This window comes from Hydrogenophaga electricum, from assembly GCF_030160815.1.
GTDB classification, from domain to species: Bacteria; Pseudomonadota; Gammaproteobacteria; order Burkholderiales; family Burkholderiaceae_C; genus Hydrogenophaga; species Hydrogenophaga electricum.
Genome location: NZ_BSPB01000016.1, coordinates 61,785 through 79,484, shown reverse-complemented (window position 1 = coordinate 79,484; position 17,700 = coordinate 61,785). Strand labels below are relative to the sequence as shown.

Genomic DNA, 17,700 nt, shown 5'->3' with positions numbered 1-17,700 from the left:
GCTGCCGCAGCCACGGCAGCCGCAGCGGCGGGAGACTGGGCAACCGGTTTCGGCGCTGGCGCGCTGGACATGCCATAGGCCATGACCAGCTTGGGCCCGGCGGTGGGCAAAGGCGGCTCGGTCGCCGGCAAAGGCCTTGGCTCGGCCCGAGGCAGCGCCGGTATCGGCGCCGCCGTCGCCAGCGGCGCTTCGGCGTCCACGCGCGCAGCGGCCGGCATGGCGGCCGACACCTTGGGCACGGCCACTGCAGACGCAGGCGCGGACGGTGGCGTGGCCATGCGGCCACCCAGCGCCAAGAATGTTCCTGCCGCCACACCGGCGGCGGCTACCAGGCCACCCAGCCACAAGGGCTTTTGAAACCACGGCGCAGGCTTCGCAGAGGCGACCACAGGGGTCACCGCAGGCTTCACGCCTGCCACGATGGGAGCTGATGCCTGCCGTTCAGTTTGCTTGAGCGCCTGATAGATCAGACTCATAGAATGCGGACACGCAGCACGACGATCAGCTCGCGGGCCGACTTGCTGTCGCCTTCGTGCGTCAGCAGTTTGCCGAAGAACGGCACGTCGGCCAAGTAGGGCACGCCGCTGTTCGAGCCGGAACTCTTCTGGTCGATCAGGCCCCCGACAACCACCACGTCACCATCGTTGACGTTCAGCGTGGTGGTCAGACCCTTGTAGGCGACCTGCGGCAGGCTGACGCGGTTGTATTCGTTGACGTTGACCAGATCCAGGCTCTTGGGATCGACTTCGCTCTGCACCGGGTTGATGAGCAACTCGATGCGGCCGTCTTCACGCAGCATGGGCATCACACCCACCATGACGCCGGAGAACACGGCATCGGTCTGCACTTCGGACGACGTGGTGGTGGCGCCACCGCCGATGTTGTTCTGGGCCGAGCTCGAACGCGACACGTAGCGCTGGCTGGTACCGACCGACAGCATCGCAGGCGTGCCGTTGCGAACCTGGATGTTCGGGTTCGACAGGATGCGCAGGTTGCCGAAGGAACGCAGGGCGTTGATCACGGTCGAGCCGTTCTTGTCCTGGTAGGCCAGGCCACCGCCGGCCGAGCCGGTGGAGGAACCAATGATCCGCGACGGGATGGTCAGCGCGCTCGACAGGTAGTTACCGTTCGAGCCTTGCAGAGCGTTGGTATTGCCCTGCAGCGTCAGCGGATCGATACCGAAGTTCAGCGCCAGACGACTGCGCAGCGCGGTGAAGTCGACGCCCCACTGGTAACCGTCGTTGAGCTGGACGTCGACCAGTTGTGCCTCGATGTAGACCTGCCGCGTGAGCATGTCCTGGGTCTGCTTGATCAGGCGTTCCACGGCGCGCATCTGCGACGGACGGGCCTTCACGAACAGCGTACCGGAAGTGCGGTTGAGCGTGAAACCGTACTGCTGGGCCGGTTGCACGGCCTGCGACGGGTCCTGCTGCGTGCGCGACACGGGGCCGGCGTCGGCCATCAGCCGGCTCTCACCCAGCAGGGCGCGCAGGTTGCTTTCGATTTCGGTGTAGGGATCGGCGCGCGAGGTCGCCGAGGCGTTCATCGACAGGCTGCCGGCGATGGCCGTGTTGCCGCTGTTGATGTTGGAGCCGAACACGTTGCCGCCCGAGCTCAGGTTGAGCTGGGAGTTGACGTTCAGGAAGCCCAGCGAGAAGAAGCGCTCTTCATGCAGGCGGATGCGCATGGTCTGGTTGTTGATCTCGCCAGCCACGTCGTAGCTGCGCAGCACTTCGTTGAAGGCTTCGCGCAGCGACACGTCCTTGAGGAACATGTCGGTCAGCGCACCTTGCTGCACCACGGCCGGCTCGACGATCAGGTTGACCTTGGCGGCATCGGCGAAGGCCGTCAGGATCTGGCTGATGTTGCCCTTGGAAATCGCCACGCTGATCGTCCGGCCTTCCAGCGGGTCGTAACGCGGAGGGGTGGGCTCGATGGCCTTGGCGGCTGCGGTGCGGCGCATTTCCTTGAGCAGCGCTTCCTGCTGGGCCAGCAGCTTCTGCGACTCCGCCGTCGCGACCTCCTGCATCCGCTTCATCGATTCGACATCCGGATTGCTCAGGTTCTTGGCACTCTGGGGCGGAGGCGTCACGCAGGCCGACAGCAAAGTGGCGGAGAGGACTGCAGCGGTCGTTGCCAGTACGGTCTTGCGAGTTTTCATGAGAGAGTGTTGCATGGCAGTGGATGAAGCAGAGTGGTCGAAAAGGATGGTCCGGTTCAGGGCAGGCTCTTGCGAAGCCAGCCGGCCAGTTGGGAGGGTGACTCCGCGAGCACGACGTCGTCGAAGTCGTGACGCATGGGCGCCGAAGGGCTCGCCGCGCAGAGGCTGCCGGTCGTGTGCGGGGCGTCCAGGCGCTCGCCGTCGCCGCTGCGGTCTTTCAGGGGCAGCACGATCCAGTAGGCCACCGATTGCACCTGGTTGCCGGCACAGTCGACAGCGCCGGCGGCGCCACTGTCACCGGTCAGGTAGGGATGGGCCGACACTGTCGCTCCGGCCGTGTTGTTGAGCGCGACGATCAGGTCCGTCACGTCCTGGTAGGTCGCGGTGCCGGGAGTGTCGCCGGTCCGTTCCTTGGTCACCGCCAGATCGGCATCGGCCGCCAGCGCGCCGTTGGCGTTGCGAAAGACCGCATAGCGCGCCTTCATGCCGTCTTCAGGAATCGAAGTGCCCACGCTCACGTACGGAAACCAGCCGATCTGGCCGTTGCCGGTACAGGCACCGGCGGACACGGTTTCGTAACCCTGACCGGTCGTGTCCGGGCAAGGCAGACGCCCATGGCGCATGGCAAAGGCGCGCAACGTCGACTGCATCTGCAGCGCCGTTCCCTGGGCCAGCTCGCGAGCGCGCTGGTTGTTGACGGTTTCGTACGCGCCGAAAGTTGCCCAGGACAGCAGGCTGACCACCACGAGCACGACCGCCACCTCCAACAGGGAGAAACCTCGCTGCTGCAGGGAAGGCCCGCACGGGGCGGCGGCGCGCATGAGCGGCTTCATCCCTTGCTCCCCTGCCCTTCACGGGCATAGGCCTGAAGGGCCTTGGAAGAGCTGGTCAGGCGAAAGCTCAGCTCGCGCATCTCGGCCAGGATGGCCTGCTTGCGCACGACATCGTTGGGCTTGGTGCTCTGCGCCACCTGGGTCAGCTCCCGGCTCAGATCCTGGACACGGGCCGCCTGCGTCAGCGTGTCGCGCAGCAAACCAAAGTAGCGAGGATCCAGCGTGCCGCGAGCCAGACGTTCGATGTCGGCCACCGCCACCTGGGTTTCCGCCAGGGTCACGTTCTGGCCCTTGGCCTGCAACTCGGCCAGCTTGGCGCGGATCTGGGCCCGCACCTGGCGGCGCTCCTCGCGCGTCAGCGTCGATGCCGCGGTGGCCGGGGCGGCCCCGGCGGATGAGGACCACGGGGCCTTGCCCGCATCGGCATTTTGGGCAGTACCCCAGCCCGGCGGCAAACTCGCGGCCGGATCGGATGGCCCCAACCCTCCCGTGCCAGCGCCGTTGCCATCACGGGCCAGGGGCGATACGGCCGTGTCCGAACCCGCGGCCAGGGGCGTAGCAGCAAGATCCGTGGCCGGCGTCGATGCTTTCAACCAGTACGCACCGAGTGCCGCAAGCACCAGCACTCCCGAACCCACACCGAGCCAGAGCGCCTTCTTCATGGCCGGCCTCCCGAGGGATAAGCCCCCAGCACGCGCAGGCGATCCAGCGGCACGGTGACCTGCAAACTGCGGTCCTTGCCGTTGGCAAACGTCACCGAGTCGACCTGGATGGAGCGCACCGTCAGGCCATCGCCCACCGGATCGCCCACCCGCACCAGATGGCCGTTGACCACCGCCTTGCCTTCGGAACCGGCATCCAAAATCACACTGACCACAGGCGGCTCGGGCGGCGCCGGCGGCAGGGCCCGCACCCGCTCACGCGGCATGTCCGGCTGCGCAGGCGCCAGCGCAAACAGCGACGCGGCGGACCCGCCATCCTGACGCATGAGGAAGGACGAACCCGAAGACGAGGCCTCCACCAGCGCCTGCAAGGCATTCTTCAGATCGGCCTGGTCATTGAACTGCTGCGCCGTCGGCGCACTCACCGAAACCTGCGGCGGCGGCAGGCCTCGCCGCTGCTCGCCCAGGCGACCGGCCATGCCCGCCACAGCCAGGACCAGCAAGGCCGTGGCAATGGAGCTGAGGATCAGGGCAACGTATTTCATCGACGGTCTGTTTCGGTAAGCGGTTGTCGGTCATCGGGCACTTCGGGAAGCACGCACCAGACGGTCAACTGTTTCTTCCTGGCACGACGGCCCTGAGGTAGTAGGCAAAGGCCCCGACAGAGCTGTCGAACGGCGCCGTGGATTCCGCTTGCCAGCCTTCGGCACGCAGCGCAGCCAGAAAGCGGCTCAATTCTTCGGGCGAGCCATCGGCCACCACCCCGTCGACCCGGAAACGCGCCGGGTTCGACGCATTCGCCTTGGTCAGTTGGAGGCGCTGTATCCGGACCGTCTCACCTGCGGCACGGCGCACGGTGCCCAACATGCGGATGGGGTCGTGGATGACGGCAAAGCCCATCTGGCGGGCAAACACCACCTCGGGCGCCTCCATGCCGGCCACACCCGTCCCCGATACCTTGGCCACGCGCGCGCGCAGCGTCTCCAGTTCGGATTGCAGACCCTGCATGGACTGCTGCTCATCCCGCACCATGCCGAAAGCCACCCAGGCAAAGATGCCGAGCCCGACGGCCACGACCGCCACCATGGCCGCCAGCGGCATGACGTAACGCTCGCTCAACCAGGCCGCCCGCAGCAGCGGCGGCGCGGCCAGCGACTGGACCGACACCTTGCCCAGCCATTCGGGCAACACCGTGACCGGCTTGCGGTCGGTGTCCAGGCGGAAAGCTTCGTGCGGCAACAACTGGGCCTGCATCACCCCGGCTTCGCCGAGCTGCTGCACCAGTTCCTGCTCGTCGGCCAGCGCATCGCTGCGCACCGAAGCCCAGTCGCACGCGCCCTGCGCACCACGCCAGCCGGCCAGGCGCAACTGCGTAGCCAGTGTGCGCACGGGCACGACAAAATCGGAAGCCTCGCTCCCCATGGCGGCGGCCGAGGCGTAATACATCTTGCCTTCGTGCTCCCCATAGGCATGCAGTTGCTGTCCCGCACGGAGGATGAGGGGGCGGTCGCCGGCGCCACGCTCGGCGAGCATGCTGGCCAAGGGCACGACCAGGCAGTGATCGGGCTGCCGTGCGGCCCAAGCTTGGAATTCCTGCCAGAGCATCAACGGCACGGCCGTGTAGAGCGTCTGGCTGCTGTCCGCATGGCCGATCTGCCGGTGCACGAAGACATGCACCGGTCCGTCGATCACGCCTTCGGAACGCACGGTTTTTTCAATCTGGGCCGCCGCGTAGGCGGCCTTGCCCTTGCAGTACTGGACGCCGATCGCCGAATCGGCGAAATCCACCACCACCAGGGCTGTGCCCTGCAGTTGCGGCCAAGACTGCAGCTCGGTGACGCGGCCATTGGCAAACTGCCACCAGCCTTGCGCTGTCACGAGGAGAAACTGATCGGGCTTCATCGGGCACTCAGAGGGAAATAGACCACGCCCGACAACTCCACGTTGAAGCCCTTTTCGTTGGGCGCCGGCGCCGTAAACAGGCCGGCCGAGGGTGCTGTCACCGACACGTCAAAAAGATCGGCAGCAAACCATTGGCGGCCACCACCACCCAGTTGCTGCACCAGCAGTTGCTCGGCGTCCTGGCGGCTCAGCACCGAGGCCGAGCGCTGGATCCGGCGATTGGCCCACTGAGCGGGATCGACGCCAATCCGCTCGATCATGGCCTTCACGTCATCGGATTCACGCACGTAGCGTTCGCGCTGTTCCACCATCGGCAAAAGGTTACGGAGCTGTGACAGCTCCGTGCGGACCGAGGCGGTTTGCGCCCGGGCACGACCCAACTCGGCAATGGCCTGCATGGCCACCCAACAGGCCACCGCCAGAGCGGCGGTGGACAGGCCGAGAAGGGTCAGACGCCCACGGCGGGATGCGCTCATGGATTACTGATCCATGGACCAGTGAGCGGTCAGCAGCGTCACACGGTCTTCGTCGAACTGACGACCGCTGGCGGTAGCACCGCTCGGGTTGTCGGCGCCGATGGCCGTGGTGTCGTTGCTGCTGTGCCAGGTGCCACCGATGTTGCTGGCCACGGTGTTGTTGGCTTCCCAGGCGGTACCCGGTGCGTTGGCCTGATCGGCATTGGTGTGCGCAGCACGCCCCTGGATGCGGAAGCGGCCCTCACGCGAATCGGGCTTGCCATCGATCAGCTGGTCCAGGTAACGGGCGAGGTCGGGCGTCAGGCCACGCACCACCATCACGTTGCCGGCACCGCTGGTCGAACCTGCCAGGTTGAACTGGAAGCAAACCTGCACCTCGGTCGGGTTGCCATTGGTGTCCTGGTAGACATAACGGTCTTCGTGGCCTTCGCCACGCCCCGGGGGCAGACGCACACCATGACGGGACATCAGGTCGCGCAGCGACTGGGTGGCCAGCAGGGTGTCGCCCTGGCCGGTCTGGCCTTCGCGGTAACCCTGACCTTCGCAGATCTTCAGGCCTTTGTTCTCGAAGTTCTCGGGAATACCGGCCACATCCTGGGCACCGCCGCGCTGGCACGAATCGACGCCACCGATGCGGGTTTCTGCGCCGTTGACCATGTAGGTCGGTGCCTGCTGGCAGTCACCCACCACCGTGCCCGTGCGCTGGTAGTACTGGTCGTAGGCCATCTTCCACTGGTCCAGAAACTTGTTCGAGACCTTGTTGTATTCGGCATTGCGCTGCACATCCTTGCCGATGGCCACGGCGCCGATGATCAGCCCCACCACCGCCAGGACCAGGGCCAGCTCGATGAGCATGAAACCCGACTGGGGTGCTGCGCTGCGATAACGCTTGATGGTATTCATGGGTATGGGTTCCGTTGTGTGCGCCGAGAGTTACTGCGTCATCTTGTAGATGGCCACCACGGTATAGACCTGGTCTTCGTCGAAGTTGCGGCCCGCATCGGTCGCACCTTCCTGGATACCCAGCTTGTTGTTCTGGATCCATTCCAGACCCGGCGCATTGGCGACCGTGCCATCCACAGCCTGCTGGCGGAAGCGGCCTTCGCGGGCATCAGGCTTGCCGTCGATCATCTGGTCCAGCATGCGGGCCAGGTCGGGCGTCAGACCGGAAATGATCATCACGTTGCCGGAGCCATCCGATGCAGAGGGCGCATTCCACTGGAAGCACACCTGCACTTCTTGCGGGTTGCCGTTGGTGTCCAGATAGACATAACGGTCTTCGTAACCTTCGGCACGGCCAGGCGGCATACGCACGCCAGCGCGCGACATCTGGTCACGCAGGGTGGTGGCCGCCCCATCACGACCACCGGCCATGCCGGCACCTTCGGCCTTGTCGCAAACGCGGCCAGGCGCATCGGCGCCCGTCATGTCACCACCGGACAGCGGCGTGGACGTCGGCACGGAACCGTAGGTGGACCCATTGACCATCAGACGGGGAGCGATCTGACTGTCACCCACCACCACGCCGGTGCGCTGGTAGTGCTGGTTGTAGGCCTGTTCCCACTGGTCGACAAACTTGTTTTTGATCTTGGTGTACTCGGCATTACGCTGAACGTCTTTGCCGATGGCCATTGCACCGATGATCAGGCCGATAACGGCCAGCACCACGGACAACTCCACCAAAGTGAAACCGGATTGCCGTTGTCGGCCGAAACCAACGTGGGCGCGACGAAATGCATGCTTCATGAGCGACTCCATTACCAAGATGTAACGGAAAGAAGCATAGGAGCCACAAAAAGGCCAAATCTGTCACAACCTGTCACATGCCAGTGACATTTACAAACATGAGGGTTAACCCTTATGTTCTACGCCACATCTGCCGAGGCCTGAGTGGCGTCTCAGGCGTCGAGTTGCAGCGTCGCGCTCAGCCGGTAGCCCCGGCCGCGGATGCCTGTGATGGTCTCCTGGGGAAAACCACAGGTTTCGAGCTTGCGCCGAAGCCGCCGCACCAGGGAAAACAGCGCGTTGTGGTAATCCACTTCCTCGTCTTCATCTGCCCAGAGCAGTCGCCGCAGGGTGTCGTTTTCCACCACCGTGCCGTTGGACATGGCCAGCACATGCAGAAGCATGGTCTCCCGCGTGGTCAGCCGGCTGCTGTGGCCGTCTGCACCGGTGAGCAGGCCTTTGGCCACATCCAGGCGCGCGATCTGAGCCGGCTGCGTCCCGGCAGGCTGGGCCGCAGCCATGCGGGTGGCGACCGATTTGAGCGCCAGTTCCACCTCTTCCATCTCGGCCGGCTTGAGCAGGTAGGCGTCGGCCCCGGCGCGCCAGCCCAAGAGTCGGTCGGACGGCGAAAAGCGGCCCGAGAGCATGACGATGCCGATGCCAGGGTGTGTGGCCTTCACCCAGCGGGCGATGTCGATACCCGACTCATGCGGCAGGCCCACGTCGAGCAGCAGCACGTGCGGCACCCGCTCCACCAATTGCTGGCGCAGGGCCTGACCGCTGCTCACTGAGCGGACCCGCCAGTACCCCGTTTCGGCCAGGTACTCCACCAACGCATCGCGCAGGTTGACGAAGTCCTCGCACACCACCACATCCCACATCGTTCACACCTTGTCGTCCACCAGCGGCAGTATCAGCGAGAAACGGACTTGGTCGGCCCCTTCCACCCCGTATTGCACATCGCCACCCAACATCCGGGTCATACCCCGCACCCAGTAGAGCCCCAGTCCCGACCCCGAGAACTGGTGCGCGCCCGGCGCCCGGTAATACTTGCTGAAAAGCCGCTCCGGATCGGGCATGCCCACGTCTCCCACGCGATTGGTCACCGTCACCGCCAGACAGCGCCCTGCCCCCTCGCCCTCGGTCACGCCGGCTTCCCTGAGCTGCGCATCGAGCACCACCGGGGTGTCGGCCAGCGAATACTTCAGGGCGTTGTCCACCAGGTTGCAGATCATCATCTCCAGCACCAGGCGCCCCCCGATGACACGCTCCTCGGCCCAGGTGGACGCTTCAGGATCGGCGACCATCCCCCGCAGTTGCACCCGCTCCTGCTCGGCCTCACGCGCATGCACCAGCCCGAACAGCGTCCCCATCCGCGTGACACCGTGCGCCACCTGCGGTGATCGCGCCGGCTCATGCCGCAGGGAATGTTCCATTTCGCTGACCGCCTGCACCTGCTGCAGAACCCCCCGCATCTGTCCCACCGACTCCTCGATCCGGCGCACGTTGCGGCTCAGGCCATCGTGCTCGGTTTCTTCGGGAACCAGCGCACGCAGCTTGCGTTGCAGGCTGCCCACGGCCACCGCAATCACCGCCAGCGGCGAGCGCATCTCGTGCATGAGCATGCCGAAGAAATGCCCTTCTTCCTCCCGCTGACGCCGTTCCATCGCCACCTGCTCCTGGCTCACGAGCAGGGCACGCCGGGCCTCGCCCTGTTCGCGCGCCAACAGGGTGTTGTGCCGCAGCAGGGCCAGGTGCAACACCACAGCGGTCAGCAGGTTGATGAACACGCCCGGATAGAGCTGCATGAAGTTCGCCGAAAGCCAACCCAGGTGCGACAACCCCAGCAGCACAAAGAACATGGTGGTGCTCAACAGGTTCAGACGCAGCAGGTTGCGCATGAAGCTGTCCTGGCACTGCAGCACCGCCAGCGCCGCCACGCCCAGGAACACCACGAAACCCACCGTCAGCGCATACAGCCGCAGGGCCGCCTCGATCTGGCCCGAGAGCACCATCACCAGTTGCAGCGCCAGCACCCCGAGCGCGACCGATTGCAGCACCAGCAGCCACCGGGGCATGCCGTACTGTTCATAGAACAGCCGGTAGAACAGCGTGCCGAGGAAAAACTGGACGAAGCCGCACACCAGCGACAACATGTCGGCGACAGCCGGCTGGCGATCCAGGAAGAACTGGCTGGCCAGGCCGAAGTAGACAAACATGGTCACCAACGTCGCCAGTTGGAACAGCGCATTGACAGCCCAGTAGCGGTCCCGGTAGACCACCGCCGACAGCGCCGAAGCCAGCCCCAGCACCAGCACGGCGCCGCAGTACACCCCCACACTGGCCAGCGTCAGCGCGTTTTCCTGCGTGGCGTCGTCGGCTTCGAGCATGCGCACACGCAGGCTGTGCGCATTGCGCGTCTGCACGCGCACCAGCACCACTTCACCGTCCTCCAGCCAGGCGTCGGCAGCAAACGCAAGGTCCTTGCGGCTTCGGTCAGCGAAAGCGAACCGGTCGCCCTGCTGCTCCACGCGCCACCCCGAAGGCTGGGAACTGTCGGGCAGGTAGAAACGGACGTTGTCCAGGTAGCTGGGCTGCACCGACACCACCAGGTGACGAAACAGCGTGTCTGGCGGTGCCACGAGCCGGAACCAGCGCGCCGACGACGAATACCCCAAAGCCATCTGCGAGGGCATGGGCTCAAACTGCTGGGGGTCCAGCGCCGCGATTTCCTCCACCCCCATGCGCGCACTGGTATCGGTATAGAGCGCCACGGGCGCGAGGCTGCCCGGGCCATCCAGCCAGCGCGAGAGCTGGAAGTACAGAAAGACCAGCACCACCGACACCAGCGCCCCCAACAGGACAATGGTCAGCCCTTCCGGCAACGAAGGTAGCCTCCCCCGGGGATCGGGCAAGGCATGGCTGGGAGCGGCTGGGGAGTCGTCAGATCGCATACAAAAGCAATAGCGCTGCGATTAGACAACGAATCCCGCTGCGCGCGTGAACAACCGCACACAGCGGACCAGTGCGCTGCGGCCAATCAGCCTTGGGCGGCGATCTGGCGCAGTGCCTGCTCGAAGACCTCGGCCGGCTGGCCACCGGCGATCAGGTGGCGTTCGTTGACGATGACGGCCGGCACGGAAGTGATGCCGGCGCGGGTGAAGAACTGCTCGCGCTCGCGCACCTCGTCGGCGAACTCGTCACTGGCCAGCACCGCCTGCGCCCGTGCGTCATCCAACCCGGCCTGCCGCACGCAAGCCAGCAGGACCGCCGGATCGGCCGGGCTCTCGGCGCGGCCATGGTGGGCTTCCATCAGCGCCTTCTTCAGCGCGTGCTGCTGGCCGGGCTCACCCTCGGCCTCGGCCCAGCACAGCAGTCGGTGGGCATTGAAGGTGTTCCAGATGCGGCCACGGCCTTCGCGGTTGAACGAAAACCCGGCCGCCGCACCGCGTTCGCGGATGGTTTCGCGGATCTGCGCCTGCTGCGCGGCGGTGCTGCCGTACTTGCGCGTCAGGTGTTCGCCCACGTCCTCACCCTCGGGCGCCATCTGCGGGTTCAGTTCGAAAGGCTGGAAGTGCAATTCGGCCGTGATGTCGGGCTGCACCTGCTCCAGCGCCCGCTCCAGGCCAGCCAGGCCAATGGCGCACCAGGGGCAGGAGACATCGGACACGAAGTCGATTTTGAGGGTCTGGGGTGTGGTCATGCGAGCATGGTAGTCCTGCCACCATGCCCGCACCCGGGCCGGGGCCTTGGCGCCGCGCCGTTGGAGGACAATCACACGCTTTGCGCTGCCCGTCCACTGCCTTCCCCCATGACCGACCGTTACGCCGTCATCGGCAACCCCATCGCCCACAGCAAGTCGCCCCTGATCCATGGTCTGTTCGCGCAGACCACCGGACAGGACCTCACCTACACCGCCCTGGAGGGCCCGCTCGATGGCTTTGCCGAGGCGGTGCGCAGCTTCATCGCGGCCGGCGGCCGTGGCATGAACGTCACCCTGCCCTTCAAGCTGCAGGCGTTCGAGATCGCCACCGACCCCATGGAGTCGGCCCGGCTGGCCGGCGCGGTCAACGCGCTCAAGTTCGAGGGCGACCGCATCTGGGCGCAGAACTTCGACGGACTCGGCCTGGTCAACGACATCCAGCGCAACCTGGGCGTGTCGCTGACGGGCAAACGGGTGCTGATCTGCGGCGCCGGCGGCGCCACGCGCGGCGCCATCCTGCCGATTGCGCAGCAGAAGCCCGCGCTCATCGCCATCGCCAACCGCAGCGCCGACAAGGCGCAGGCCCTCAAGACCGACTTCGCGGCCCACACCCCGCTGCAGACCGGCGGCTATGCCGACCTGGCCGGTGAACGCTTCGACGTGGTGCTCAACGCCACCTCCACCGGCCTGTCGCAGGCCGAGCTGCCACTGCCCCCGAGCGTGTTCACGCCCGACGCCCTGGCCTACGAGCTGGTTTATGGCAAGGGTCTCACGCCCTTCCTGAAACAGGCCCGCGCCGCGGGCGTGGCGCAGTGCGTCGACGGTGTGGGCATGCTGGTGGAACAGGCGGCCGAAGCCTTCGCCTGGTGGCGCGGCGTGCGCCCCGACACCCGACCGGTGATCGAGCACCTGACGGTGCCGCTGGTGTGAAAAAGAACGGGGCCCCCACGCTCCACCGCTGCGCGGGTCGCTGCCCCCCGAGGGGGCTGACCCCGCCTTGGGGCGGCCCGGCGGCAGGGTCGGAGGCCCCCAGCCTCCGCCACTTCGTGGGTCGATCATGTCAAGTGGGCGTCATTCCCGCGCAGGCGGGAATGACGCCCTGGCCTCTCCACCACCCCCTCCACCGGGACACCTGATGACGGCACCGACCCGCTGGGCCCAGGCCCTGCCCCTGCTCGCCGTGCTCGGCTCCGTCACCGCGCTGGGCATCGGCACCTCGCAGGCCAAACAGCTGTTTCCGGTCGTCGGCTCGCTGGGCACCAGCGCGCTGCGCCTGGGGTTTTCGGCCCTGCTGATGCTGCTCATCTGGCGCCCCTGGCGCTGGAAGCTGTCGCGAGCCGACCGCTGGTCGCTGCTGCGTTACGGCATCGCACTGGGCGGCATGAACCTGTTGTTCTACCAGTCGCTGCGCACCATTCCTTTCGGTATCGCCGTGGCGATCGAGTTCTCGGGGCCGCTGGCCGTGGCCCTGTTCGGCCTGCGCCGGCGCACCGACCTGCTCTGGTTGGCCCTGGCCGTGGCCGGATTGTTGCTGCTGCTCCCGTTTGCGGGCCACGGCGAGCGGCTCGACCCGGTCGGTGTCGGCTACGCGCTGGCAGCCGCCGTCTGCTGGGCGGCCTACATCGTCTTCGGCAAGCGGGTCGATCACCTGCATGCCGGCCATTCGGTGGCGCTGGGACTGTCGGTCGCCGCGCTGACGGTCGTGCCCATCGGGGTCTGGCACGCCGGCACCGCCCTGCTCGACCCGCAGGTGCTGCTGTTCGGGCTGGGTGTGGCGGCGGTCTCCAGCGCCATCCCGATCTCGCTGGAGATGATGGCCCTCAAGCGCCTGCCCTCTTCCGCCTTCGGCATCATGATCAGCATGGAACCCGCCGTGGCCGCGCTGCTGGGCCTGCTGGTGCTGCACGAACAGCTCAGCGCCACCCAGTGGCTGGCCATCGGCTGCACCATGGCGGCGGCCGTGGGCTGCTCCCTCACCAGCCGCCCCGCCAGCCCCGCGCCGGACCGCGTGCTGCCACAGCCACCGACCATCACCCCGGGGTCCACCTGATGCCCCGCTGCCGCCTGCGCGACACCGAAACGACAGGCAACCCATCGCCCACCTTCCGCCGACCCGACAGAATCCGTCCGTGAAAACCCGTCATTTCGCCCAGATCGTGGGCCTTTCGGCGCTGTGGGGCGCCTCGTTTCCGCTGCTGCGGGTGGCCGCGCCCGAACTCGGCCCCTGGATGCTGGCGGGCGCACGGGTCACCCTGGCCACGCTCACCCTGGCGGTCATCATGCGCGTTTTGCGCCACCAGTGGCCCTGGCAGGAATGGCGCCTGCTGGGTCTGCTCAGCCTGCTCACGGTGGTGCTGCCGTTCGTGCTGTTTTCCTGGGCGGCGCTGCGCCTGCCGGCCGGCTACAGCGCCCTGCTCAACACCACGGCGGTGCTGTTCGGCACGCTGTCGGCCGCCTGGTTCAAGGAGGACTCGCTCACCCGGCGCAAGCTGCTGGGCTGCCTGTGTGGAGCGCTGGGCGTGGGCCTGATCGTGCAACTCGGCCCGGTACCGATCAATGCCCACACCCTGTCCGCCGCCCTGGCCTGCGTGGGCGCCGCCGCCTGCTACGGCTTTGCCACGCCGCTGATGAAGCGCCTGACCCAGCGGCTGGAGCCGCTGTCGCTGGCGGCCGGTATCCACCTGATGGCGATGGTGGTGATCCTCCCCGGCGCCCTGCTGAGCTGGCCGCAGGCACGCTTCACCGCGGGCGGGTTCGCTGCCGTGACGGTGCTGGGCGTGCTGACCTCAGGCCTGGCCTACTGGGTGCACCTGCGCATCATCCGGCAGGTGCCGCCGGTGGCGGCCATGAGCCCGGTGTTCCTCATTCCGGTGTTCGGCGTCACCTGGGGCCACCTGTTCCTGGGCGAGGCACTGTCTTCAGGCATCTTTGCCGGCGGTGCGCTGGTACTGGCCGCCACCGCACTGGTGACGGGCTTCAACCCCCTGCGCTCGCGCCCCGTGGCCGGGCCCGCGCCCTGAAACGGGCAGCCTCCACGCCGCCTGGCAGCGTTTATCCTATGCGCCCGACGCATCCGACCCGCCCTGCCATGACCCGCAAAATCCTGATCCTCAACGGCCCCAACCTCAACCTGCTGGGCACGCGCGAGCCCGCCCAGTACGGCCACACCACGCTGGCCGACGTCGAAGCCTTCTGCAAGGCCCATGGCGAGAAGCTCGGCTACACCGTCGAGTGCTTCCAGAGCAACTGGGAAGGCGCGCTGCTGGACAAGATCCACGAATACGGCCAGCTTTTCAAGGCCGGTGAGGTCCTCGGCGTGGTGATCAACCCCGGCGCACTCACCCACACCTCCATCGCCCTGCACGACGCCATCAAGGGCGTCGACCCCATGCCCGTGATCGAGTGCCACATCTCCAATGTGCACGCGCGCGAGGCCTTCCGCCACCACTCCTGGGTCTCCCCGGCCGCCGCCGGCATCGTCATCGGCTTCGGCGTCGACGGCTACCTCGTCGCCATCGACGGCTTGGTGCGCAAGTGCGCGCCCAAGGCCTGACCCGCTGGGCTGGCCGCCCCACTGGCCGGCGCCTCAGTAGCCGCTGAGGCGGTCCACCGCGTTCGCCGGCGCCCGCCCGGCCAGCACGCGGGCCGCGTCCGCCACGATCTGCCGGGCGATCACTTCGGGTGACGCCGACGAAGCCATGTGCGGCGTGACCAGCACACCCGGTGCGTCCCACAGCGGGCTTTCGGGTGGCAGCGGCTCGTGTTCGAACACGTCCAGCACGGCGCCACGCAGGTGCCCGCTGTGCACGGCATCGAGCAGGTCGGGCACCACCACCTGTTCACCCCGCCCACAGTTGACGAAGGCCGCCCCCGGTTTGAGCAGCTCGAACCAACGGGCATTGCACAGGCCGCGCGTCTCGGGCGTGAGCGGCAGCAGCGACACCACCACGTCCAGCGGCCGCAGGAATTCGGGCAGTTCGCGGTGGCCCGCCCAGGTGCAGACACCCGGCAGCGTGCGTGGACGGCGCGACCAGCCACTGACCCGGAAACCGTGCGCGGCCAGCGCCAGGGCCACTTCGGCGCCCATGGCCCCCAGGCCCATGACCCCCACATGGGTGCGTTCGGCGGGCCGTTGCGGTGGCATGTGCCACTGGCGCCGCGCCTGCTGTGCCTGCACACGGTCCAGCCCACGGTGGTAATACAGCGCGGCCCACAGCACGAACTCGGCCATGCCACGCGCCTGCTCCGGGTCAACGATGCGGGTCACCGGCACGGCCGGCGGCAGCGCGGGATCGCGCAGCAGGTGCTCCACCCCCGCCCCGATCGAGGCCAGCAGGCGCAGCGCCGGCAATCGCGCCGGCAGGCCCGAAGGCACGAACCAGCCCGCCACCGCTACCACCGAGGCCAGCTCCGCCTCGCTCGTCTGCGGCGACCACAGCGCCACCCGCAAGCCCGGACACAACGCTGCCGCGGCAGCCTCGAAAGGCGCCACCAGATCGCTCAGATCATCGGTTTCGCTGCAAACCAGCAAGGTAGGAGGCATGGCTGAAGACAAAGGCATTTCGGCAGATTCAGAGACTCGCAAGGATGCACGGAACACAAGCCCCCAAACCCTCACGCCTACGAGGGGAAGTCAGGCTACAGGGCACCGTGGAACCGGCTCCGCCGGGCCACAGGTGCCGTCCCCCTGCCCAGCGCCGCCCCGCGGCGCGCCAGAGCGGGGGGAAGCCGCGCCAGCGGCGCAGGGGGGTGTCACCACTGATATTCGGGCTGCGTGCGCTCCAGCTCCCTCAGCCAGGCCGCCCAGACGATCTGCCGCTCGTGCTCGACCCCGCGAAACTGCTTGCGCACGTAGCTGCTGACGGCCGGTGGAATGCGGGTCACCGGGCCGGCGATCGACGCCAGTTGCGCAGCGGCGAGCTGGATCTCGCAGGCCTTGTTCAGGTAGTACATGATGCAGAACGCATCGGCGACGGTGGCGCCCACGCTGAGCAGGCCATGGTGGCGCAGGATCAGCGCCATGTTCTCGCCCAGCGCGGTCTGGATGCGCGAGCGCTCTTCCAGGTTGAAGGCCACGCCTTCGTAGGCATGGAAACCCACCGACTGGTAGAACTCGGCCGAAATCTGGTTGAGCTGCAGCAGGCCCTGCTCGCACGCGGCCACCGCCATGCCGGGTACCGTGTGCGTGTGGATGACGCAGTGCGCGTCGGCGCGGGCACTGTGCACGGCGCTGTGGATGGTGAAGCCGGCCGGGTTCATGGGCGCCGAGCCCTCGACCACCTCACCGTCCAGGTCCACCACGATCAGGTCGCTGGCGCGGATCTCGTTGAACATCAGCCCGAACGGGTTGAGCAGGAAACGCTCCTTGCCGCGCCGGGCGCCCTTGCCCGCCGGCAAGCGCACCGAAAAGTGCGTGTAGAGCGTGTCGTCCCAGCCGAAACGCGCGGCCAGGCGGTAGGCTGCGGCCAGATCGCGCCGCAGGGCGGCCTCGTCGGCCTTGGTCATCGCTGTCATGAAATCTCCCGGGAAAGGGGATGGGCCACCCCGGCGGGCAGGCTGCCGAGCGCCTGCAGCACCGCGGCCGAATCGGCCAGGCAGCCCCACACGCCAAACTCCACCGTCACCATGTGCAAGGCGGCTTCGTGCGCGTAGGGATCGCCGCTGGCGCAGGCGTCGGCGATGGTCAGGCACTGGAAGTTGCGGTCGCAGGCGTCGCGCAGCGTGGTGTGCACGCACACGTCGGTGGTGCAGCCACTGAACATCAGGTGCGTGATGCCCTGGGCGCGCAGGATGTGTTCGAAGTCGGTGTAGGTGAAGGCGCTGTTGCAGGTCTTGTCGACGACGATGTCCTCGTCGCGCACATCGAGCTCGGGGATGATGGGAAAGCCCGGGCTGTCGCGCAGCAGCACCCCTTCGAGACCACGCTGCGCGCGCCGCCACTTTTCGTAAGGCGTCATGTCGGCCCGGTCGGCCCGGTAGCCCTGGCGCGTGTGGATGATGCGCACGCCCGCCGCGCGGCAGGCGTCGATGAGCCGCGCCACCACCGCAATGATGGCGCGCAGCGGTGCGGGGTCGTAGCCCTGGCGGGCAAAGTAGCCGTCGGGCGACAGAAAGTCGCGCTGCATGTCGATCACGACCAGCGCGGTGGCCGCCGGGTCAAAGCGCCCGTCGTAGGGAAAGGCAAAGGGTTGTGCAGGAATCACAGCGGTGCTCGACAGAAGGGGCTGGCGGTAAAGGG

Annotated in this window: 18 protein-coding genes and 1 pseudogene; 4 read left to right on the top strand and 15 right to left on the bottom strand. The window is 67.1% G+C overall.

The window, feature by feature from the left end:
- The 12 genes and pseudogenes from QQK43_RS11700 to QQK43_RS11645 form a co-directional block, all read right to left on the bottom strand.
- Positions 1–296, bottom strand: a pseudogene (locus QQK43_RS11700) (hypothetical protein); the annotation flags it as partial.
- Between the two features lie 176 nt (positions 297–472).
- Positions 473–2,161 (bottom strand): pilus (MSHA type) biogenesis protein MshL, encoded by a 1,689-nt coding sequence (mshL, locus tag QQK43_RS11695; protein WP_234266114.1) that lies wholly within the window; start codon positions 2,159–2,161, stop codon positions 473–475.
- 56 nt (positions 2,162–2,217) lie between these two features.
- Positions 2,218–2,994 carry a prepilin-type N-terminal cleavage/methylation domain-containing protein gene (locus QQK43_RS11690; protein ID WP_284307915.1) on the bottom strand — a complete coding sequence of 259 codons (777 nt, stop codon included), beginning with the start codon at positions 2,992–2,994 and terminating at the stop codon, positions 2,218–2,220.
- Positions 2,991–3,656 (bottom strand): hypothetical protein, encoded by a 666-nt coding sequence (locus QQK43_RS11685; protein WP_234266112.1) that lies wholly within the window; start codon positions 3,654–3,656, stop codon positions 2,991–2,993. Before QQK43_RS11685 ends, QQK43_RS11690 begins: the two co-directional genes overlap by 4 nt.
- On the bottom strand, positions 3,653–4,201 hold the full coding sequence (locus QQK43_RS11680; RefSeq protein WP_234266111.1) for a hypothetical protein: 549 nt from the start codon (positions 4,199–4,201) through the stop codon (positions 3,653–3,655). The genes QQK43_RS11685 and QQK43_RS11680 overlap by 4 nt, the downstream gene beginning before the upstream one ends.
- Positions 4,202–4,265: 64 nt before the next feature.
- Positions 4,266–5,558 carry a hypothetical protein gene (locus tag QQK43_RS11675; RefSeq protein WP_284307914.1) on the bottom strand — a complete coding sequence of 431 codons (1,293 nt, stop codon included), beginning with the start codon at positions 5,556–5,558 and terminating at the stop codon, positions 4,266–4,268.
- Complete coding sequence (locus QQK43_RS11670) at positions 5,555–6,034, bottom strand: hypothetical protein (RefSeq protein ID WP_284307913.1); 480 nt, start codon at positions 6,032–6,034, stop codon at positions 5,555–5,557. The genes QQK43_RS11675 and QQK43_RS11670 overlap by 4 nt, the downstream gene beginning before the upstream one ends.
- Positions 6,035–6,037: 3 nt before the next feature.
- Positions 6,038–6,937 carry a type II secretion system protein gene (locus QQK43_RS11665; RefSeq protein WP_234266108.1) on the bottom strand — a complete coding sequence of 300 codons (900 nt, stop codon included), beginning with the start codon at positions 6,935–6,937 and terminating at the stop codon, positions 6,038–6,040.
- A 30-nt stretch (positions 6,938–6,967) separates the two neighbouring features.
- Positions 6,968–7,780: a type II secretion system protein gene (locus tag QQK43_RS11660; RefSeq protein ID WP_234266107.1), complete on the bottom strand. Its 813-nt coding sequence runs from the start codon at positions 7,778–7,780 to the stop codon at positions 6,968–6,970.
- 152 nt (positions 7,781–7,932) lie between these two features.
- A complete protein-coding gene (locus QQK43_RS11655) occupies positions 7,933–8,640 on the bottom strand; it encodes a response regulator transcription factor (RefSeq protein ID WP_234266106.1) in 708 nt (235 codons plus the stop codon).
- Positions 8,641–8,643: 3 nt separating this feature from the next.
- A complete protein-coding gene (locus QQK43_RS11650; protein WP_284307911.1) occupies positions 8,644–10,713 on the bottom strand; it encodes a sensor histidine kinase in 2,070 nt (689 codons plus the stop codon).
- An 86-nt stretch (positions 10,714–10,799) separates the two neighbouring features.
- Positions 10,800–11,462 (bottom strand): DsbA family oxidoreductase, encoded by a 663-nt coding sequence (locus QQK43_RS11645; RefSeq protein WP_284307909.1) that lies wholly within the window; start codon positions 11,460–11,462, stop codon positions 10,800–10,802.
- 108 nt (positions 11,463–11,570) lie between these two features.
- On the opposite strand from QQK43_RS11645, the gene aroE reads away from it, so the two are divergent.
- From aroE to aroQ, 4 genes are all read left to right on the top strand, one after another.
- Entirely contained in the window at positions 11,571–12,392 is an 822-nt protein-coding gene (gene aroE / locus QQK43_RS11640) for a shikimate dehydrogenase (protein WP_284307908.1), read from the top strand.
- A gap of 205 nt (positions 12,393–12,597) precedes the next feature.
- Positions 12,598–13,512 (top strand): EamA family transporter, encoded by a 915-nt coding sequence (locus tag QQK43_RS11635; protein ID WP_284307907.1) that lies wholly within the window; start codon positions 12,598–12,600, stop codon positions 13,510–13,512.
- A 79-nt stretch (positions 13,513–13,591) separates the two neighbouring features.
- Entirely contained in the window at positions 13,592–14,482 is an 891-nt protein-coding gene (locus QQK43_RS11630) for a DMT family transporter (protein WP_284307906.1), read from the top strand.
- A gap of 68 nt (positions 14,483–14,550) precedes the next feature.
- Positions 14,551–15,015 carry a type II 3-dehydroquinate dehydratase gene (gene aroQ / locus QQK43_RS11625; protein ID WP_284307905.1) on the top strand — a complete coding sequence of 155 codons (465 nt, stop codon included), beginning with the start codon at positions 14,551–14,553 and terminating at the stop codon, positions 15,013–15,015.
- 33 nt (positions 15,016–15,048) lie between these two features.
- Here the strand turns inward: aroQ and QQK43_RS11620 are convergent, their stop codons facing one another.
- The 3 genes from QQK43_RS11620 to QQK43_RS11610 all read right to left on the bottom strand — a co-directional run bounded on the left by QQK43_RS11620 (position 15,049) and on the right by QQK43_RS11610 (position 17,665).
- Positions 15,049–16,023: a 2-hydroxyacid dehydrogenase gene (locus QQK43_RS11620; protein WP_284307904.1), complete on the bottom strand. Its 975-nt coding sequence runs from the start codon at positions 16,021–16,023 to the stop codon at positions 15,049–15,051.
- A 191-nt stretch (positions 16,024–16,214) separates the two neighbouring features.
- Positions 16,215–16,976, bottom strand: a complete 762-nt coding sequence (locus QQK43_RS11615; protein ID WP_234266099.1) for a class II aldolase/adducin family protein — start codon at positions 16,974–16,976, stop codon at positions 16,215–16,217.
- Complete coding sequence (locus QQK43_RS11610) at positions 16,973–17,665, bottom strand: cysteine hydrolase family protein (protein ID WP_284307903.1); 693 nt, start codon at positions 17,663–17,665, stop codon at positions 16,973–16,975. Before QQK43_RS11610 ends, QQK43_RS11615 begins: the two co-directional genes overlap by 4 nt.
- Positions 17,666–17,700 lie beyond the last annotated feature (35 nt).